Annotated in this window: 14 protein-coding genes; 4 read left to right on the top strand and 10 right to left on the bottom strand. The window is 42.2% G+C overall.

Annotated elements, in window-relative coordinates:
• The first annotated feature begins 141 nt into the window (after positions 1-141).
• Positions 142-627, top strand: a complete 486-nt coding sequence (locus OSCI_RS16595; protein ID WP_007356191.1) for a tetratricopeptide repeat protein — start codon at positions 142-144, stop codon at positions 625-627.
• Here the strand turns inward: OSCI_RS16595 and tumE are convergent.
• The 4 genes from tumE to OSCI_RS16575 form a co-directional block, all read right to left on the bottom strand.
• Entirely contained in the window at positions 616-1,008 is a 393-nt protein-coding gene (tumE, locus tag OSCI_RS16590) for a toxin TumE (RefSeq protein WP_007356190.1), read from the bottom strand. The two genes, OSCI_RS16595 and tumE, sit on opposite strands and share 12 nt — an antisense overlap.
• A complete protein-coding gene (gene tumA / locus OSCI_RS16585; protein WP_007356189.1) occupies positions 998-1,228 on the bottom strand; it encodes an antitoxin TumA in 231 nt (76 codons plus the stop codon). The genes tumE and tumA overlap by 11 nt, the downstream gene beginning before the upstream one ends.
• Before the next feature lie 316 nt (positions 1,229-1,544).
• Positions 1,545-1,832 (bottom strand): DUF3349 domain-containing protein, encoded by a 288-nt coding sequence (locus OSCI_RS16580; RefSeq protein ID WP_007356188.1) that lies wholly within the window; start codon positions 1,830-1,832, stop codon positions 1,545-1,547.
• A gap of 2 nt (positions 1,833-1,834) precedes the next feature.
• A complete protein-coding gene (locus tag OSCI_RS16575; RefSeq protein ID WP_007356187.1) occupies positions 1,835-2,239 on the bottom strand; it encodes a DUF1308 domain-containing protein in 405 nt (134 codons plus the stop codon).
• A 199-nt stretch (positions 2,240-2,438) separates the two neighbouring features.
• On the opposite strand from OSCI_RS16575, the gene OSCI_RS16570 reads away from it, so the two are divergent.
• Positions 2,439-3,155 (top strand): M15 family metallopeptidase, encoded by a 717-nt coding sequence (locus OSCI_RS16570; protein WP_007356186.1) that lies wholly within the window; start codon positions 2,439-2,441, stop codon positions 3,153-3,155.
• Positions 3,156-3,307: 152 nt separating this feature from the next.
• Here the strand turns inward: OSCI_RS16570 and OSCI_RS16565 are convergent, their stop codons facing one another.
• Both OSCI_RS16565 and OSCI_RS16560 read right to left on the bottom strand, forming a co-directional pair.
• On the bottom strand, positions 3,308-3,778 hold the full coding sequence (locus OSCI_RS16565) for an FHA domain-containing protein (RefSeq protein ID WP_007356185.1): 471 nt from the start codon (positions 3,776-3,778) through the stop codon (positions 3,308-3,310).
• Between the two features lie 368 nt (positions 3,779-4,146).
• Positions 4,147-6,072, bottom strand: a complete 1,926-nt coding sequence (locus OSCI_RS16560; protein WP_019487382.1) for a DUF1565 domain-containing protein — start codon at positions 6,070-6,072, stop codon at positions 4,147-4,149.
• 337 nt (positions 6,073-6,409) lie between these two features.
• On the opposite strand from OSCI_RS16560, the gene OSCI_RS16555 reads away from it, so the two are divergent.
• Both OSCI_RS16555 and thiS read left to right on the top strand, forming a co-directional pair.
• Positions 6,410-7,492 (top strand): thiamine phosphate synthase, encoded by a 1,083-nt coding sequence (locus OSCI_RS16555; protein WP_007356183.1) that lies wholly within the window; start codon positions 6,410-6,412, stop codon positions 7,490-7,492.
• Positions 7,493-7,789: 297 nt separating this feature from the next.
• A complete protein-coding gene (thiS, locus tag OSCI_RS16550; protein WP_007356182.1) occupies positions 7,790-8,002 on the top strand; it encodes a sulfur carrier protein ThiS in 213 nt (70 codons plus the stop codon).
• A gap of 63 nt (positions 8,003-8,065) precedes the next feature.
• On the opposite strand, the gene OSCI_RS16545 is transcribed toward thiS, so the two are convergent.
• The 4 genes from OSCI_RS16545 to OSCI_RS16530 form a co-directional block, all read right to left on the bottom strand.
• Positions 8,066-9,349, bottom strand: a complete 1,284-nt coding sequence (locus OSCI_RS16545; protein ID WP_019487383.1) for a hybrid sensor histidine kinase/response regulator — start codon at positions 9,347-9,349, stop codon at positions 8,066-8,068.
• A 112-nt stretch (positions 9,350-9,461) separates the two neighbouring features.
• Positions 9,462-12,182, bottom strand: coding sequence for a hybrid sensor histidine kinase/response regulator (locus tag OSCI_RS16540; protein ID WP_234708762.1), 2,721 nt, complete (start codon positions 12,180-12,182; stop codon positions 9,462-9,464).
• A gap of 119 nt (positions 12,183-12,301) precedes the next feature.
• Positions 12,302-17,749, bottom strand: coding sequence for a trifunctional serine/threonine-protein kinase/ATP-binding protein/sensor histidine kinase (locus OSCI_RS16535; RefSeq protein WP_007356179.1), 5,448 nt, complete (start codon positions 17,747-17,749; stop codon positions 12,302-12,304).
• A gap of 85 nt (positions 17,750-17,834) precedes the next feature.
• The coding region (locus OSCI_RS16530) for a trifunctional serine/threonine-protein kinase/ATP-binding protein/sensor histidine kinase (protein WP_039962432.1) at positions 17,835-21,723 on the bottom strand (3,889 nt) is incomplete at its 5' end.

The following is a 21,723-nucleotide window of genomic DNA, read 5'->3' as shown; positions in this document are numbered from 1 at the left end:
GATTGAATATCACCAGAAACACTTGGAAATAGCCAGAGAAATTGGCGATCGCGGTGGGGAGGGACGAGCTAATGGGAATTTGGGCAAGCCTACAAATCCCTGGGAGACTACCGCCTGGCGATTGAATATCACCAGAAACACTTGGAAATAGCCAGAGAAGTAGGCGATCGCGGTGGGGAGGGAGGAGCTTATGGGAATTTGGGCAATGCCTACCAATCCCTGGGAGACTACCGCCTAGCGATTGAATATCACCAGAAACGGTTGGAAATAGCCAGAGAAATCGGCGATCGCCGGGGTGAAGCGAATGCCTGGTTTAATTTAGGTAATGCTTTAACAAGAGTCGATGAAAAATGGAAGGCTATTACTGCTTATGAAAATGCCCGCAACTTGTTTCAAGCAATGGGACTCGATAAAGACGTTGAAGACTGCAATAATTCTATTCGAGATATCGGGATGAAAGTCGTAGTTGAGCCGCAAAGATACCTAGAACTTCCTAGCACACCTGCACTGAGAAAACGCCGTAAATTTAGTAGGAAATGGCAGCAGCTAAAGGCAGACATTGGCAACTCATTTTCGATTTTTTTCCGTTGGGTTTCGCGATGGGTGCGCTCCGTCTTAAGGAGGTAGGGAAAAATTCCAAGTTACTTCTTTCAGGACTTCAATAATTTCAGGTTTCTCAGCAGCAATTACATCATCTGGCAAGTGCTTGTGATACGGGAATTTGGGTAGATTAGGAAAATGAGGTGTGCTATCATAGCGAAAAACAAGTTGATTTTGTTCATCCTGAAAGTGGTAGCGATAATCGAGAAATTCTAACCGATCGCCTACAACTATGATGGCTTCATTGATTTCCAATAGGTAGGTCTGATTGAAACGCAATCTAATTCTCAAATTAGCCCGTTTTGGGCTTAAAACTTCTTCCTCATAGCGTTCGACATCAACATTGCTGCATTGTTGAATCGCTTGCTCGACTTGAGCGAGATAATCAGATAAAATATTAAGCAGCATAATTCAGTCGTTGCGCTAATTCCTGATGTAAAGCCAGATAATGCTGGTAGTCGTTTGCCCACTCTATAAATATAGCATCATCTGATAATAATCCCCGATTGTATTGGTTAAAAAATTCTTCCGAGTCCATTTTTTGCTGGTGTTCGTACAAGCTGAGTCGCTTGGCAACGGCAACTAAGGCATCTAAGGGTGATGTGTATTGAATAGTCTGTTTACGCATTAGCTTGTTACCCTTATAATGGATTGGTCTTAGTACGCATATTTGTAACTACTTACATTTTAGCAAATTGAAGTAACATTAAGGTTTAGCGATGAAATTAGATCTTTTTACCCAAGTAGCTTTGCGCCAAGACATCCAGAGTATAACCTAAAAAAGGGGATGTAGCAACTATCGTAGATTATCACTCTAGCTCCAATAGTGGAGAAGACGGCTACAGTTTAGAAGGCTTCAACCTTCCCCAAAATTGCGCCGAAATTTTTATTAATGTAGGCGCTTCTCAAATTGAATTAAGCGCAGGGGAAAAAATTGCTGTAGCCTATTCTTCTTGCAACCAATCATCATAACCGCAAGCAAGTAAACGTTCTTTCACCTTAGAAATTAGCACATCACTAGACTGCACGCTATAGACATCATTCAGAACACTATAATAATCTTTTTCCGTGTAATAAGCGACAACTTCTGCTAAATTTCGATCCGACATTTGCTCGTAAAGGAGTGCCAAAAGCGGCAGATAATCTTCCTGGTTAATTCCATCAGGAAAAGCACGTTCAATCAGCTTATAGGTACTCAACAAATAAGGTGCAATAGTAACTTCAGTTTGCATAGTTATTTTCCTGTTAAACGGCAGGGAAGATGGCAAAATACGCTAAAATCAACCCCTTGACCACTTATAGCCCTAATAGCTTTAGCATCTGCGGTCATAGTTGTGATACCCAACCGATCGCCAGTTCCAAAAATTATTATATCATTTGCGCCTAAACTTCGTGTTACCTGTAAGTTTAAGGCTCTAGGAGAGGGATTATCAGGAATAACAGTCACTCTTTGTAGAAATCGGCTTGCTCTCCCTTGTTCTAATATACCACCTCGGCTTTGAACAATATTTATAAACTCGTCGAAAGCAGTCTGAGCCATCAACATTTGTTGCCCTTGTACATACAACCTTAACTGAGCGTAGATCGGAGAACCTTCAGAGATAAATGCAATCCCAGTGCTAGTATCTAAATTGAGCATTTAAAGTATCTGCGTACAAATAAATATATTATGACCCAAACCTTGCCAAATGTATTTTCCCTTCTCCACGTCGCAATCAACTCTATGATGTATTGCAGATTCTCAAACGTCTGGGAAGAATTGCCAGTGAGTCTTGTTAATCCGAAAGCCAGGGGTTTTAACCCTTGCCGGACGGTCGATTTAGATTTATTATCGTACCATGAAACCCTATCAACAAATCCCCATAATCGATTGCAACGAACCCCTCGTTCCCATTCCCTTAGAACTATTTGCCATCGAAATTCCCCACGCCTACCAAAAATTAGGGGCACCTTATCCCCCCAGCAAAGCAGATTCACCTTACTACCTCCGCCAAGGTGTTCTTAATAGCTTAATTACTGCTCAAACTTACCTTCAGCAACAGCATCCAGAGTCAAAAATTATGATATTCGATGCTTATCGCCCCGTCGAAGTCCAACAATTTATGGTAGATTACACATTTACAGAAATTGCCAAAGCTCAAGGCTATAAATTCCCCATTTCTCAAGAGAAACGCCAACATATCCTAGAACAAGTTTATCAATTTTGGGCCGTTCCTAGCCTCGATCCAACTACACCGCCGCCTCATAGTACAGGTGCAGCCTTAGATGTGACAATAGTAAATCGAAATCATCAGCCAATTGATATGGGTTCTGCCATTGATGAAGTTTCCCCCCGTTCCTATCCCGATTATTTTGCTAATAGTAATAGTCTAGTAGAACAGCAATATCATCAAAATCGGCAATTATTAAAAGAGGCGATGTTTGCAGCAGGATTTAAACAGCATTTTAACGAGTGGTGGCATTTTTCTCTGGGCGATCAAATGTGGACTTGGTTGAAGAATCAAGAGGATGATAGTAATCGATTTATTGCTAAATATGGTCGCGCGAACAACTAAAAGTTTAACCAGCGCAGGCGTTAACTGAGCTTGTCAAAGTGCAAGTTTTGTGGGTACAGATGCGGTGGCAAATGCCGAGTAGCTACTAGATAAATCGGAAGATGGGACTATAAAGGCTGAAGATGAATTGTCAAGCGATCGCCCGCTCCAATTTACTCAAAATCGGTTTGAGTAAATCCATCATCAGTATAAATAATCGTTCCCTCCTTTCCAATCGACGAACGGCTGGAAACCAAACTCTCCCTCTTTTGTGCAGCATCAGCAGTCAAACTACCAGAAGCTCGCCTAGACAAAGGCGTTTTTCTTCTGAGCTCTGGAGCTGGTACTTCCATCCGTACTCGAATTTTCGGCCCCGAATTACCCAAACGAATCATCATTCCATCGACCAAAGGTACTTGAGCGATCGCGCGATCGTCTACATAGGTTCCATTCGCACCAAAATTAATAATTTCCCAACCAGAAGGATTTTTCCATAGCTCTACATGGTGTCGAGAAACCACAGCACTGTAAATAATTACATCATTATCGGTGGCTCGACCAATCCGAACTACGGATTCAGATTCAAAACTCCAGCTTTGAACCGGCACAGACTGGGTAGGATGCAGCAGGGTAAGCGTAATCACTGATGTTCCTAATAATATTTCAATCCAATCGACGCTCTATACCTGTCAGTAGAACTTAAAATCTAGCTGGAGGATGAATAGCACGCCCTTGTAAAGGTAGTTAATTCTATGATGAATCCCCACAGAGGTTCGTGTCAAGTTACTGCTGAGTCGTTCGACTCTTAATGTTGAGTTTATACAGAGTGCTATTGAGATTTTCTATCAGATTCTTCAGCAAGTGAGAAATATAGTCGATCTGTTGCAGGGCAATATTTTAATCCGAGATTAAAATTAGTTAAATTGCTTTACTTTCAGGCTTTAGACAATTTAACTTCCCAAATTAAAGTTAACAATTAACGTTAACAGTTAACAGTTAACAGTTAACAGAATTATTTCATTTCCTCAATTCTGGCATTTAAACCATTAGCTACAAACATTTGTAATAGTGCCTCAGCTTTTTCTCGCTCCCGAAAAGCCCCCGCTTGCATCACTGATTGCCCGTTGACAAAGGTACGAAAAGCACCCGGTGCGATCGCGCGCACTCTCCCAAGCTCCCGTTCTCCTTGAACCTGAACTATTACCCGATAGCGCAAACCCAAAACGGCCCCGTTTGCACTCAAGGAATTTTGCTCCCCTTCAGACAAAGAATTGCTACCTCCCAAACCATTGGGAACATAACCACCGCTACCGATGGGGATACTGGAACTGGGAACAGGGAGTACACCTTGTGAGAAAACCGGACTGAGATTTTCATTAGAAGTAGCGATCGCATCTCTCGTCACGGGAAAGGATGTAGAACTATTTTCAGGAGTCGGTACTGGAATTTCGACTGCTCCTGCGGGAATGGGCGATCGCTCTGGAGCTCTGGGTATGGGAATCGGTAAGGGCCGAGGAGTGGGTACAGGTCGATTTTCTACTGGTGGTAACGATACCGTCGGCAAGGGCCCAGGAGAGGGTGTAGGTTGGCTCCCTACGGTTGGTACAGGAATCGGTAAGGGTCGAGGATAAGGTGTAGGTTGGCTCCCTACGGTTGGTACAGGAATCGGTAAGGGTCGAGGAGTCCTGGGCTCATTTCTGGGAGTTGGAGCTGGGGGATTGTATACTGGTTGCGAATCCGCCACAGGCCCAATAATTGGGCGATCGTCGCGATTTAACGGCGGCACAATAGTAGTTGTGGGGCGAAAGGTTCCCGCGATATCTAGCCGCCCAACAGTGCGGTTACTGACTAATTGATTGCCGTAAGCGGGAATAATTTCGCTAGTCGCAGTGCTGTTGACATCGTAGCGACCATTATTGCGGATCACATTGCTCCCTGGTTCTGCGGAAGTTCCCAAGTCTGGGAGCGATCGCGCGATCGCCACTACCCCATCCCGCTGATTTCTTTCAATATAATTCCCCCGCAACACCGGTCTAGCTGAAGCTTGCACCACAACCCCATCTTTATTAAAAGTAATCCGGTTGCCAATCAGCATCGGTGTTGCGTACTGGGCTACATTAATCCCAAATCCAGTATTTTCAAAAGTATTGTCTCGGATTTCCCCTTGAGAATGACCAAAAATTGTTATGCCGTTAGCTCCATTTTTGGAGAAATAATTTCCCTGCACTATTGGCCGAGAATTACCAACTACAGAAATACCATCGTGAGTGTTTCCAGTAAAAGTATTGTTCGCCACCGTCGGAGAGCTCGATTCAATCCACAAACCGTAACCTCGGTAATTGGGATTCGTGACTGTCACTCCGGTAATTCCCGCCCCATCAGCCGCTAAAATCGCGATATTTTGACCAGCAGAAGTTGGACTGAGAAATTGTCCCCCACCTTGGATCAGGATATTTTGGCCGCGAGAGTTGGGATCTCCCTGAATTCTCACATTTGCTTTCACAATCAGAGGAAAAGTTTCGCCTGTTTGGGTGCTGTAAGTACCGGGCCCTAGTAAAATTGTTGTGTTAGGTTCAGCTACGCTCAAAGCACGGGTAATGGTTTGGAAAGGAGCGCGATCGCTACCATTACCACTCCTATCGCTACCTGCCGACACGCTGACGTACAATATATTCGTCTGAGACAACTGTTGGCCCTGGGAAACTTGAGATGGCTGCAAGGGCGGCACTCCTTGCGCTAAAACTGGCTCGTGTATGCCCAATAAAGCGGTGGCAAATATCGGCGCAAGGCGGCAGAATCTTTCTCGCATGGGATAGGGAGGATGGGAAGGATGGGGAGGATTTTTCTTCCTCATCTCCCCTGCCCCTCTGCTCCCCCGCTCCCCTGCCCCTCTGCCCCCCCGCTCCCCCGCTCTCTTGTGTTCCTCTCCTAAACTCACGGCTCTCCTCCGAAGTGTGGTGTAGTTTAACTAACCGTTGCACTTTTGTTAATCTTGAATCCGGTCAAATCACAAGGTAAAAATTTATAAGATTATATCTGTTAATGGCACAATTTGAAAGTGTCACCGTTGGGAAATCTGGCAAGGATACAGGATTATAGCTAGGGACTACGATGCTCCGATGCTCCGATGCTCAGGAAGAAGGGAAGAAGGGAATAGAATAAGAGGGTTCCAGCCATGAGCGAGTGTCATAACTGCTTTGGCGGTTGCTATATTGTAAAGTTTATCTAGGAATAGGGGGTTAATGGTGTGATCAAAAATTATAAGGGTGGTTCTGATGGGCGATAAACACAGTAAGAGTATATTGGCGCAACCAGCCCTCTGCCGGATTTTAGACGCAAATCTAGATAGATCGCGCGAAGGCTTGAGGATTATTGAAGAATGGTGTCGGTTTGGTCTAAATAGTGTTGAGCTAGCTAAGGAATGCAAACAATTACGGCAGGAATTGGCTTCTTGGCACAGTGTGGATCTCAGAACTGCGCGGGATACTCCAGGCGATCCTGGTACAGATTTAACTCACCCGCAAGAAGAAGAGCGATCGAGCATAGAAAGTTTATTGCAGGTGAATTTCTGCCGCGTGGAAGAAGCGCTGCGAGTAGTTGAAGAGTACAGTAAGATTTATAATCCTGAGATGGGATCGGCTTTTAAGCAGATGCGCTATCGGGTTTATACTTTGGAAAGTAGTTTGCTGGCTTATCGGCGACAACAGCAATTGACGCGATCGCACTTCTATTTGGTAACGAATCCCGCAGAACATTTATTTGCGATCGTAGAAGCGGCTTTGCAAGGCGGTTTGAATATTGTACAGTACCGCGATAAATCCGCTGATGATACTGTTAGGCTGAATAAGGCACAAAAGCTGTGCGAACTTTGCCATCGCTACGGCGCTTTGTTTATTCTCAACGATCGCGTTGATTTGGCGATCGCTACAGGTGCAGACGGCGTACATCTCGGACAGGAAGATATACCCATTAGTTTAGCGCGGCAGTTACTCGGCCCGGGACGCATTATCGGCCGTTCTACTACTAATAAGGAGGAAATGCACCGAGCAATTAAAGACGGAGCTGATTATATTGGAGTCGGCCCCGTTTACGAAACTCCGACTAAACCTGGTAAATCAGCAGCAGGTTTAGATTATGTGCGCTATGCGGTTGAACATTCGACAGTTCCCTGGTTCGCGATCGGTGGAATTGATATCAATAACCTTGAGGAAGTATTGAAGGCGGGAGCAGATCGGATCGCAGTAGTGCGCTCTGTGATGGAAGCTGAACAGCCAACCCTTGTCACTCAATATTTTATCTCACAATTAACTCGCGTTCAAACTATGCGCTCTCAGAAAAATCTGCCAGGAAACTCTTAAAAAGTTTTGAGTTTTGAGTTTTGAGTTAAAAGAGTTATCCAAATCTCTCATAACTTACGTAAAATATTAGAAATCTCCAAACCTTGTAGAGCAGGCATCTTGCCTACCTTTGACAGCCTTTTTTGGAGAGGTCTATTAAACGGTGACTGCGATCGCATAAAAAAACCAAGAAACCGGGTTTTTTACCGAATCTATGGGCTGTAACGAAGTATTTTGGTAAAAAACCCGGTTTCTAAGCCCCATGCGTAAGTCCTATCTACTCAAAACTCAAAACTCAAAACTCTCTAAACCAGTCTTATGTCTAATCAAATTACCTTACAAGTTAACGGAGAAAATCGTAACTGCGATCCGCAAACCCAACTCCCTAATCTACTGCAACATTTAGGATTAAACCCCCGGTTAGTAGCAGTGGAATACAACGGCGAGATACTGCACCGACAATTTTGGGAAGAAACCGAAATGCAAGAAGGCGATCGCTTAGAAATTGTCACTATCGTCGGAGGAGGTTAAGGAATTCCCTATTATGTTTCTCTGACCAGAGTAACATAGGGATAATTTATAAATTGCTAGGGTTTATGCCTTGACAGGTAAAAGAATCCTAAACTCTGTACCCTGTCCTAAATTCGAGTCTACTTCTACCATACCAGAGTGTTTTTCAACCACAATTTGACGCGCGATCGCCAATCCCAATCCTGTACCTTTTCCTACTTCCTTGGTAGTAAATAAATCATCAAAAATCTTATGTCGTAACCCATCACTCATGCCAATACCATTATCTTTGATATAAATTATTGCTTGCTGGCTATCTTCAGATAATTCTGTCTTAATAATAATTTGATTAGGATTGATTTTAACCTTTGCATAACTACGTCCACTATTTGATTCTTCTAAAGCATCAATAGCATTACTTAATATATTCATAAATACCTGATTTAATTGTCCGGCATAACATTCTACTTGAGGTAGATCGCCATACTCTTTGATAACTTGAATCTCTGGGCGAGTATCAGAAGCTTTCAGGCGATGTTTGAGAATCATAATTGTACTATCAATCCCATCGTGGATATTGCAGGCTACAGCGCGATCGCTATCAGCACGAGAAAATGTCCGCAAGCTGATGCTAATATCTTTAATCCGGTTTACTCCTTCTTGCATCGAACTCACTAACTTTGGTAAGTCTTCACGGATGTATTCAAGGTCAATCGCTTCAATTTCTTCTTGAATTGCCGCACTGAAATTAGCAGATTCTTGCTGAACTAAATCCAGCAATCCAAACAAATCTTGGATGTAGTCTAAAGCCGGTTGAATATTGCCTGAAATAAAGCCAACTGGATTATTAATTTCGTGGGCAACACCAGCCACCAAATTCCCCAAAGCTGACAATTTTTCGCGTTGAATAATTTGGATCTGAGCGGCTTGTAATTCCGCAGTTTTTTCCACAACTTGCTGTTCTAAATTTTGAGTTAAGAGACGTAACTGTAAATGGGTTTTCACCCGCGCTAACACTTCTTGTTCTTGAAAGGGCTTAGTAACGTAGTCTACTGCACCAAGTTTCAGCCCTTTAACTTTATTGTCTACATCAGCCAGGGCGGTCATAAACATAACCGGAATATCGCACGTCTTTTCATTAGCTTTCAGGCGTTTACAGGTTTCAAATCCATCAATTCCTGGCATCATTACATCCAGTAAAATCAGATCGGGAGGTCGCCGCTCAACTTGTTGTAGGGCGCGTTCGCCACTGGTAGCGAACGCCACCTTATACCCCGCATTACTCAACGCTTCTGAGATGACATCCAGATTTGTGGGAGTATCATCAACGATTAAAATTAAGCCAGTTAAACCTGTTTTTATGGTCATAGTTCTCCAAGTGTTAAGTATTACAGGACTTACGCACAAGCGCAATAGGGTCGCCATCTTGGTGGTATTGTCACCGCTCTTGTTGGCGGCGTTACCGATCATTTTGCGTAAGTCATATATTAGTGAGATGTTGTTGAATTAATGCTTCAATCTTCTCAGTTTGGAATTGCTTAGCTAATTGTATTACTTCCTGAATAAATGTCTGATAGCAGCGATCTTTTTTTCCAATTTTATCAGCGGTTTCTGCCAGTTCTCTGAGCAAGCCATCCTGTGCCAGTTCTAGTAAAATTTGCAAGTCCGCCGCCGATGGTGGAATTATCTCTTTAGTAGATTCTTCATTGTCGCTTGTGCTTAACTCATTGGCATCATATTTCCAAGTGAGTTGTAAATGTTTGGCCAGTAAAGTCAATAACTCCTCTGCATCAACGGGTTTAGTTAGAAAGTCATCTCCACCCATATCTAAGCTTTTCTGCTGGTCTATTTCTGATACAGATGCCGAAGATACTATCACCCGTAAATGCTTGATATCCTCCGAATTTCGTAACTGTTTGAGCATTTCAAAGCCATTCATTACTGGCATTGCTAAGTCAGTTATAACTAAATCTGGCAGTTTTTTTCTAGCTTTTTCTAAGCATTCTTGACCATTTTCTGCTTCAGTAAATGTGAACCCTAGAGGCTCTAGCAAGTTCGCCAAAACTGACCGATTTTCCCAACGGTCATCTACGATCAATATGTGGCGCGGTTGCCCTTCATAGCCGATAATTGTGCGCCCGTCTTTGACTGAATTTTTTTGTGCCCAATCGGTGGCAATTGGCAGTGCTACTTGAAAGTAAAAGTTACTTCCTATTCCCAGATGGCTTTCAACTTCAATTTTTCCGCCCATCAATTCTACAATTTTTTGACTGATGGCTAAACCTAAGCCCGTGCCTTCAGCTTGGCGTTTGCGATCGCCTACTTGTTCAAATTCTTGGAAAAGTTTGTTTACTTGGTCAGAGGCGATGCCAACTCCTGTATCTAAAACTTGGAATTTAAGCTGAGGCAATGGCATAGTTGCATTTGATGCTATCACTTCTACCTTCAGGGTGATGCTGCCTTTATCGGTGAATTTAATCGCATTTCCTAAGAGATTGAGTAGCACTTGGCGGAGTCGTTTTTCGTCAGTTATAATTCCTGTGGGTAAGTTGATATCTGGTTGATAAATGAACTCGATACCTTTTTGGTCTGAACGCACTCGACAGATTTCGACTACTCCTTGCAAAAAGGATGGTAAATGAATGGCTTTGGGGGTAAGTTCTAGTTTGCGGGCTTCGATTTTGGAAAGGTCTAAAACGTCGTTAATTAATGTTAATAAATGAGAGCCGCATTGGTGAATAATACTCACACCATGACGTTCTTTTTCGGGTAGAGTTTTAGCACGTCCTAGAATTTGGGCATAGCCGAGAATTCCGTTCAAAGGTGTGCGGAGTTCGTGGCTCATATTGGCTAGAAAATCGCTCTTGGCTTGGTTGGCGTTATCGGCTGCTTCTTTGGCAATAGTGAGTTCGGCTGTGCGTTCTTTTACACGAGTTTCTAGTTCTGTAAAGGAAGTTCGCAATTGTCCTGCCATTTGGTTAAAAGAACCAGCCAGTGCTTCTAATTCATCAATACCTTTGACTTCCACTGTTTGGTCAAGAGCACCAGAGGCGATCGCTTCACTTGCCTTTTGCAATTTCAGGATGGGACTGGTAATCCAACGTGAGGTATAGATACCCAGAATAGTTGCCAAACCTAACGCGCCCAAACAGAGCAGAATAGTGGTGCGGGTGTTGGCATCAATTTGTGCCATGAAATCTGATTCAGGCACTACAATGACGCTCAACCAATCAATGCCTCGTTCATCTTGAATGGCTGAAACTTGTACAAAATGTCGCTGATTTGCCAGCATAAAATCAAGCTGTTGACTCTGTGTAATGGCGTTAAAGTTACCAAATCGATCGAGGATTGCTTGCGCTGTGGCACTAATTGCAGAACTTTCAGACTTGACGGCAGGAATTTGTTGGAGTTCCTTTTTTTTAGCGTCAATTATGTAAGGGGTTTCGATCGTGGAACTGGCAATGAGGTTGCCCGCTCGATCGATGATAAACGTTTGTCCTGTTTGACCTACCTTTAGCTTTTTGAGAAAATTATAAATCTTGCTAATCCGAAAGAGATTATTTTGAACCCCCAATAACTCTTTATTATCGTTATATATGGGCTGGGATAGAGAGATTGAAGCTTGCTTATTGGTGGTACCCAGGTAGGGCTTTGTCCAGTTTGGTTTTCTAATCTCTTGTGTAATCTTATACCAGGGTCGAGTCGGGACATCATACTTTGCTTGAGTTTCTATCAGGGCGATCCGTTGACCTCGATTGTCCAGGCTGTAGATTTCGCGCTGAGGTAGAATCGCTTTGCGACCAATACGAGAAACGATGCCGTCCTTGGGTGTATTCTCTAAGGCGATACTCGTACCGTCAGCCAAGGCAATTTGCATGAATTCGACTGTATCTTGGCTAACTAACCGCCAAAAAGTCCGTTCCAGTTTGGTGAGATCTTTTAAATCAAGCTGATTATCCTCAGCCTGCGCCACAAACACTTGTCCGGCAATATAAGGTCTTTCCAAATAGGTTAGAACTTGCAGATTAATGCGATCGCTCATCTCTTGACGCAACTGACTAGAAACATCATTGACGGCTTTCTGTCCATTTCGCAGGGACAGATAGCCAGTCAGTCCAACTGCGGCAAAGACTTGCAACACAAACGGAACTATTAGTACAAGTCGTAAAGGTATAGTTTTATTTGGATTCACGTTAGACATTAAGAATGGTGTACTTGGAGATTTACCGAAAAAGGTGAGCAAGCCCTGATGTTTTTAGCGATCGTTAATTTGGTATTGTTCCAAATTTGTTGTATAATCTTCGACTCTATTGTATTCTATTATTTAACAGGGATAGTGATCTCAAACACAGTACTTTCACTAGGGAGAGAATTGACAGTGATGCTACCTTGGTGTTTTTCTTCAACGATCTGCCGTGCGATCGCTAATCCCAATCCTGTACCTTTCCCAACTGCTTTCGTCGTAAATAAATGATTAAAAATCTTCGACTGTACCTCCGCACTCATGCCAATCCCATTATCTTTAATCCGAATTATTGCCTGTTTTTTGTCATCTAAAAACTCAGTTTTAACAATAATTTTATTATTAATTTCTGTATACTTACGCCCTTGGTTTGAGTCTTCTACAGCATCAATGGCATTTGTCAATAAATTCATAAATACTTGATTTAACTGTCCCGCATAGCATTCAATTTGGGGTAAATTCCCATACTCTTTAATCACCTTGATTTCGGGGCGATTTTCATTGGCTTTCAGACGATGTTTGAGGATCATAATGGTACTATCAATCCCATCGTGGATATTGCAGGCAACGGGATGGTTGGTATCCGCACGGGAGAAAGTTCTTAAGCTAGTGCTAATATCTTGAATTCGTTTCACTCCTTCCTGCATCGAACCGATTAATTTGGGTAGATCTTCCCGAATATACTCAAGATCGATGGCTTCTATTTCTTTTTGAATTACTGCACTATAATTAGGGTATTCTTGCTGAAATAGATTAATCAATCCCAACAAATAGTTGATATAATCTAAGGCAGGTTGAATATTGCCAGCAATAAAGCCAACGGGGTTATTAATCTCATGGGCAACGCCAGCTACTAAATTACCCAGTGCTGACATCTTTTCGCTTTGCACGATGGTGAGTTGGGCGTGTTTGAGATCGACCAAGGCTTGTTGTGCCGCTTCATATAAACGGGCATTTTCTAAAGAGATAGCAGCTTGAGCGCAAATTAGATTCAGGACTTCTATGCGATCGCTCGTAAACGCCCCCACAGTTACATTATTTTCTAGATATAAAACTCCAATCAACTGCCCTTGATTTAAAATCGGGCTACACAAAATACTCTGAGGCTGCTGACGAATAATATAAGGGTCATTGGCCAAAGTCGGATCGATCGTGGCATCAAACAACACAACGGTCTGCCTGCTGTGCTTGACTTTGTAAATCAACTTCAGAGGAATGTCCTGGCTATCATCAACAGGAAGGCTTTGCAAAACAACTGGCTGCGTCCCTACAGTAATTGAACCTTTAATTAGCAAGCGATCGTCTCGCAACAGCATTAACACGCATTTATCAGCCCCCGCATTTTCAATAACAATAGAAAGCAATGATGAAAGCAATTTAGATAGTTCGATTTCGCCTGATATCGTTTGAGAAGCTTTGAGAATAGCCGCTAAATCTAAAGCCACAGAGACACTACTATTGCTAGAAGTGACTCCATTGGTGTAGGTGACACTCCCCAATGTGAAGAGAGTTTCGTGAGTGGAGAGAGGAGAACGAATTTGTTGGAGGATGGGAGCAAGCAGTTGGGGATAATATGTTTCCAAGTTAGTAACTTTAGCTTTAGCACCCCAACGAGTATAGCCATAGTAGGCGTTTGTCATGTATTCCCCAGCAATGCGCTGTTTACCCCAGTCGAAGTAGAATTTAGCTGCCAGTTCATTAGCTAAGGCTTCTTCCTGTACGAACTGATGTTCTTTAGCAAGATTTATGGCTCGGTCATAACACTCACTGGCTGCGAATTTTTCACCCAAAACTCGATAACGTTCAGCCTCAACTAAATACCATTTATGCAAGTGATTCATCGGAGCATTTTGCGCCCACTGATGCAGAATCTTTTGATGGGTGGTAGCAGCATCAAGTAATTCGGCTTGCTCCGATTCTGGCTGGGTGGGGAAAAGTGCTAGATAAGTTAAAGCAGCATAAAAATGGAAAATCGGCACAAAAATCGATGCTGATACAGCCATCAAACACAGCTTGGCTTGGCTAATATAATTGCGTGCATCTGGATAATTCCCAAAATAGTAAGCAAGCAACAATTTGTAGATATAGGCTTGGGCGATTGCTATTAGGTCATGATCCTGCTGGTGTTTAGGTAGCATCAATGTTTCATTGTAGGTATTGCCAATTAAGCAATGGGGTTGACTGACTAATTCAATCAAGTTTTCTGCTGCTTGTTTTCCCAGATTTAGGTATACTTGAGCAGAATATTGTTTCACCTGAGCCAAAGCTACATCATAGTCAGCGAGATCCTGGATCAAACTATGCAGTTCTTCACCACTAAAGAATCTGTTACTACTTTGACCACTAAGAGAAAAACCAGCTTGTAAAAAATCTCCAGTTTCTATGCCAGCACGGTAGGCGGCTTTCAGCGTCGGAGCTGTGGCATCCAATCGCTCTTGGGAATGTTGAATAAAGCAGCCAAATAGAGACAAGACAATGGGTTTAATCTTTTGGGTATGAAATTTTTCTAGTAAACTTAGAGCCAATTTACCAAAAGCATAGCCTGCGGAAGTATCTTCTAAGAAAGCACACAATACCATCCCATGAATCCCATACCCAGTAATTGATGCCGCAGTATTGCCCGATCTGAGAGACAAACTCACCATCATCGAACTTAGCCAAGGTAATAAAGCGGGTATTCCTTGGATAATTGGGGAAAACAATATTCCCAGCACTTCTAGGGCTGCCTGAGTAGTAGGATCGGTCATTAATGGCAGATCGATCAAGTCTTCAACTTGTCTACCTTCGAGTTGCGTGGTAAGGATTTGTAGCATTTTGCTAGTCTTAGCTGCGTCAGCTTCTGTAGGCAGTTCCACCCCTAATTCCCCTAATGCTTTTCTACCAACTGCGATCGCTTCTAACACATTACTTTGTAAAACTTGCGCTGCAATTTGAACTTCATAAATTTTAATTTTGTCGAAAATTGTCAGTGCTTCCTGTAATACTAATTCTGCTATCTGTTCCATGCCCTCAAAGTCACCATTCAAATAGGCAATTTCCCCCGCCATAACATACAGATTGAGAGTCAATTCATACTGATGTTGCCAGCAGTTTGTCTCCAGTAGCTTGATTCCTGTTTGCAAATAAACTCTGGCTGCGGCGTATGCTGTAGAATTTCTGGCTTTCACTCCCGCTTGCAAATTCAGTTGAGCTAATGCTTGGCATTCGCTTGGTTGAGTAATTAACTCAATTCCTAAATTCAAATGTCCGACAATATCAAATAGTTTTTTCTCACGCTCTAGCTCGGATAAATTTTGTTGAAGTAATTGTCCAATTTTCAGATGAGTTGCTGTTTTTTGATGACTGGGAATCAATGAGTAAGCAGCTTGCTGTACTCGGTCATGTAAAAATCTATATTTGGCTATTTTTTTAGTGGTATTTTCATTCTCCACTACCAGTCTCTCATTTTCTTCTTCCTGATAAAACTTATAAACATCGCTTAGCGGTAAAATCAGCCCTTCTTGTAATGCTTTCCATAAATCCCCTGCCGTTTCCACCTCTGACTGTTCTGAAACAATTGCCAAAGTTGCTAAATCAAAGTGATTACCAATACAACCAGCTAACTGCAATATCTTTTGAGTTGAGGTCGGCAGTTTTCCTAACTGTAATGCCATAAAAGCCACAACATCATCTGTAACCGCAAGCTGATTCACTTGTGCAATGTCACATTGCCATCCCCCCTTAGCTTCCCCACGATCGGAGGAGGTTGGGGGGGTGAATTGAATCAGTCCATCTTGATACAATGCTTTGAGAAATTGGGTCGCAAAAAACGGATTTCCTTTGGTTTTCTGAAATACCAATTGAGAAAGAGGTAATGCCGAACTTTCTGGACATTTAAGTGTGTCAGCAATTAACTGATTGACTGTGACTTGATTGAGTGGTGCTAAAGTAATCGTATTAATCGTTGCTTGTTTTTTTTGCATCTCGCTCAAAGTCAACATCAAAGGATGTCCTGGGTTGACTTCGTTATCGCGGTACGCACCAATTAATAAAAGATGACCGATATCAGCTATTAAAAGCTGCATTAAGTTCAGCGATGCTGAATCGGCCCATTGTAAATCATCAAGGAATATTACTAATGGATGTTCTGCACTGGTAAAAACTTGGGTGAATTTTTGAAATAATAAATTAAATCTATTTTGGGCCGCACTTCCTGATAATTCGGGTGTGGGTGGTTGTTGACCAATAATTATTTCTAGTTCTGGAATGACTTCAATAATGACTTGCCCATTATCTCCCAATGCTGATAATATTTGGGTTTTCCATTGCTGAATCTGTGCATCGCTTTCTGTTAATAATTGTCCGATTAAATCTCGAAAGGCTTGCACAAATGCACTCAAAGGAATATTCCGTTGAAATTGATCGAATTTACCTTTGATAAAATAACCGCGTTGGCGGACAATCGGTTTATGAACTTCGTTGATAATCGCAGTTTTGCCAATTCCCGAAAATCCAGCTACTAGCATGATTTCTACCCCTCTATCTCCCCCGATAGGGGGGTTAGCGACTCTTTCAAAGGCTTGTAATAGAGTTTTTACTTCAGCCTCTCGTCCATAGAGTTTGTCGGGAATGATAAAGCGATCGCTAATATCTCGCTGTCCTAGTTTAAAGGTTTCTATCTTACCTGTTGTTTGTAATTGTTCTAAACAAATTTCTAAGTCATGCTTAATTCCCAAAGCAGTTTGATAGCGGTCTTCGGCATTTTTTGCCATTAATTTACTAACAATTTCTGACAAAAGCAGGGGAAGTTGAGGATTAATATCGTGAATAGTTATCGCCTGTTTTGCCAAATGACAATGGACTAATTCCATTGCATCTGCTGAGACAAAGGGTAATTCTCCTGTCAACAATTCATAAAATGTCACTCCCAGAGAATAAAAGTCACTCCGATAGTCAATCCCTCGATTCATTCTCCCGGTTTGTTCGGGAGAGATATAGGCTAAGGTTCCTTCTAAGACATTGGGATTTTGGATTTCCTGTGTTTCTCGTGGTAGCAGGGAAGAAATACTAAAGTCAATTAATTTGACTTCTTTCGTATCTGGATTAATGAGAATATTAGCAGGTTTAATATCTTTGTGAATGATGCGGTTTTGGTAGAGATAGTGGAGAATAACTGTCAGTTGGATGGCAATTTGGAGAAATTCTGCTATCGGTAAAATTTTATTGATTTGGCTGGCATCTTTTGCCATCAATCGATAAGTTGAGAGGGAAATTCCCCCAAAATCTTCCATGACTAAGGCATAGCTATTTTGGTAGACTTCTAAAGTCAGTGGTTTGATGATATGAGAGAAGTCGAGATTTTTAGTAATGGTATATTGGTTGCGAAATAGGATAATTTCGTTGAAGTTGGGGTACTCATTTCGTAGTAGTTTGATAACTACTGGTTGTTGGTCGTTAGTACGGATACCGCGATAGACGAGGGTACGAGTACCTATATAAAGTTCTTCTGTTATTTGATAGCCTGATAAATTGGGGTGCGGGTTCATAATTCTTTCCTACTCTATTAGACAACCTTTGAATTAGAATATTATACAGCTTGTCCGATCTGGCTTTATTCCTAATTATATTCTATTATTTAACAGGGAGAGCAATCTCAAACACAGTACCCTCACTAGGTACAGAATTAACCGTAATTTGTCCCTGATGTTTTTCGACGACAATTTGCTGCGCGATCGCTAACCCCAATCCCGTGCCTTTACCAACGGCTTTGGTTGTAAATAAGTGGTCAAATATCTTTCCTTTGACTGATTCAGTCATTCCATAACCGTTATCAGCAATACTAATCTTGACCTGATTATCTACTAAAGTAGTGTGAATAGTAATGCGATTGGGATTAGCCTTAATTTCTGCAAAACTCCGCCCAATATTTGATTCTTCCAAGGCATCGATCGCATTGGCAAGAATGTTAATAAACACCTGGTTAAGCTGTCCAGGGAAACATTCGATCGCTGGAATATTCCCATAGTCTTTGACTACTTCAATGGCGGGTCGCTCATCGTTCGCTTTCAATCGATATTTGAGGATTAAGATCGTGCTATCTATCCCCTCGTGGATATTGAATGGCACTTTGTAGTCTTTATCAGATCGAGAAAAGGTGCGGAGTGAAGTGCTGATACTTTTGATGCGATCGCAACCCAACTGCATCGAGTCAATCATTTTGGGCAAGTCTTCGATAATATAGTCTAAATCGATATCTTCGGCATGGTCGGCAATCTCTGTTTCTAGGGCGCGTTCGCGATATAAATTTAGATGTTCCGTTAAGTCTTGAACCGTGCATTTAGCTTCATTCAAATTGCCAGCAATAAAGCCAACGGGGTTATTAATTTCATGAGCAACGCCAGCAACTAAGTTACCCAAAGCCGACATCTTTTCGCTTTGAATCATTTGCAATTGAGTTTGCTGCAAGTCATGCAAGGCTTCCTCTAGCTGCTGAGAATAGGTTTGCGCCTGTTCGTAAAGTCGCGCATTTTCTAGGGAGATAGCAGCTTGAGTGCAAAGTAGATTGAGGAGCTCAACGCGATCGCTTGTAAACGCCCCCGTTACTAAATTATTTTCTAGATATAAAATGCCCCTAAACTTACCTTGATGCAAAATCGGGCTGCACAAAATACTCTTAGGCTGCTGACTCATGATATAAGAATCGTTTGCTAAAGTCGGATCGGCACTGGCATCAAATAGCACAACGGTCTGCCTGTTATGCTTGACTTTGTAAATCAGCTTCAGCGGAATATCCTGGCTATCATCAACAGGAAGGCTTTGCAACACAACTGGCTGCGTCCCTATAGTAATTGACCCTTTAATCAGCAGGTGATGGTCTCGCAACAGCATTAACACGCATTTATCAGCCCCCGCATTTTCAATAACAATAGAAAGCAATGATGAAAGCAGTTTGGACAGTTCGATTTCGCCTGAGATCGTTTGAGAAGCTTCAAGAATAGCAGCTAAATCTAGAGTTCCAGAGACACTGCTACTCTGGGAAGTCGCGGAACTGGTAGAAGTGAGACTCCTCAGTGTGAAGATAGTTTCGTTAGTTGACAGGGGAGAACTGGTTTGCTGGAGGATGGGAGCAAGCAATTGGGGATAGCGTTTTTCGAGGTCAGCAACTTTGGCTTTCGCACCCCAACGAGCATAACAATAGTAAGCTTCTTGCATATATATTTGAGCGATTTTTTGTTTATTCCAATTGAGATAAAATTTAGCGGCTAATTCATTTGCTAAAGCTTCTTCTTGAATATATTCGTTTTCTTTGGCTCCCAAGATAGCCCGATCGTATAGCTCAATGGCTGTGAATTTCTGTCCTAAAACTCGACATTTTTCTGCTGCTACGAGATCTACTTTATGCTGGTGATTCATGGGTGCATAATCCGCCCAATGCTGTAACTTAGTTTGGTTTTCTGCCACCCGTTCTAATAGAGTTGATACTTCCCCTAACGGTTGACTCAATAGTTCTAGAGCTACCAAAGAATCATAGAAATAAAACGCAGGTTCGGCAACTGTTCCTGCACCCGCCATGAAATAGTTTCTGCACTCAAGGGCATTGTTATTAGCTGGCTCAACTTCCCCAAATAAAAAGCAAAGCATCAACTTATATGAGTGGAAAACATATAATCCACATATATCGTTTGCCGACTGCAACCCGGGGAGAAATTCTGTTTCTTGGAAAGCCGATCCAGACAAGATGGTGGGATGCTCTGCCAAACCTAATAAATTTGAAACCACTTGCCAATAAATCAGACAGTAATTAGCTGCTCCCAATTGCTTCAGTTGCACTAAAGCATGGTAGTAAGTGCGTGTATCTTCCTCCAAGTTAGCAAGCGGTTGACCGCACCAAGAAGAAATTAAACATAAATTGTGAACCGCATATCCAGCGTATTCCAGGTTCCCAACTTCTAGCCCAAGGGTATAACTCTCACTCAAGAGGGGTAACATTTCTTTGAGGTGAGATTTGCGGTGGAGGATAAAACTTCCCAGCAGGAAAAATACTTCCAGTTTAGTTGCTTTATCATCGAACTTTGCCGCCACATTCAATGCCAAATTTCCAAACTGTGTAGCTAAATCTATATTCTGCATATTACAGAGAACTAAGCTGTAACAAGTATAGTTAGTAGCAGAAACAGATATATTGCCGTGCCGCAGGAATAATTTGACTAACAAGGTAGCTAGTAATGGATACAAAAGAGATCCACAGGTGTAAGCTGCTGCCATGATGCTGCTGGCAATCCGGGTAATGGCGATTTTATTTGCATCTGTCATCACTGGGAGGTAGACAAAATCTGCAATTTGGCGATCGCCAATTAGTTCGCTAATTTCTTGGATTGACTGTTGAATATCTGCGGGTGTAGGTGATTCGATAATGTTTGCGCCCAACTGTTGCAAGATATTGATGCCGATCGCCAACACTTCATCGAGTTGGCTCTGGGAAGTCTTACCTTGAATTCTAATGCGGTAAACATTGACCTGTTCTAGTAAAGAATGTGCTTGTTCGATGACAATATCGATAAACTGTTCCATCGCTTCAAAGTCACCGCATAGCATGGCGACTTCCGCCGCTAATTCATGAAAAGCGAGGCTGATTTCATACTGTTGTTGCCAAGCATTTTCTCCTAACAAAGATAATCCTAATGCACCATATTCACGCGCTGCTTGATAGGCGGTTGAAGTTTTAGCTTTGCGACAGGCAATTAAATTGAGTTGGGCTAATTCTTCTCGTTCTGTTGGTTGGGTAATTAAAACAGTTCCGTGATTTAATTGATTGACAATTTCAAAAATACGGTCTTCTCTTGCTTGTTCGGAAATCTGTTGCAGCAGCAGTTGTCCGATTTGGTAATGAGTCGCCTGTTTTTGGTCATCTGGAATTAGGGAATAGGCTGCTTGTTGAACGCGATCGTGTAAAAAATTGTAGGTAACATTTTGAGACTTTTCTGAAGTAACGGCTTGACCTTCTGCCCCTACATAAAATTTATAAACATCACCAATCGGTAAAATCAAACCTTCTTGCAATGCTTTCCATAAATTGGCTGCGGTTTCTACTTCTGAGTGTTCTGAAACAATTGCTAATGTTGTGAGATCGAACTGATTGCCAATACAAGCGGCTAACTTCAGAATATTCTGGGTTGCTAAGGCTAACTTCTCTAACTGCAACCCCATAAATTCTACAACATCATCGGTCAAGGCTTGTTGATTAATCTGGGACAGATCGCATTGCCAACAGCCTAACTCCAAGTTAAACTGAATGAGATTTTCTTCGTGTAGGGCTTTGAGAAATTGGGTGGCAAAGAATGGGTTGCCTTGAGTTTTTTGATAGACTAATTGTGAAAGGGGTAATGCCAAATTTTCTGTACTTTTTAGGGTATCAGCGACTAATTGATTGATTTGGGATTGACTCAGGGGTGTTAAAGTAATAGTATTAATGGCGGCTTGATTTTTTTGAATTTCGCTCAAAGTCAGCATTAATAGATGG

Origin of the sequence: Kamptonema sp. PCC 6506 (genome assembly GCF_000180455.1) — a bacterium.
Taxonomy (GTDB): Bacteria; Cyanobacteriota; Cyanobacteriia; order Cyanobacteriales; family Microcoleaceae; genus Kamptonema; species Kamptonema formosum.
This window is presented reverse-complemented; position numbering and strand designations above follow the sequence as displayed.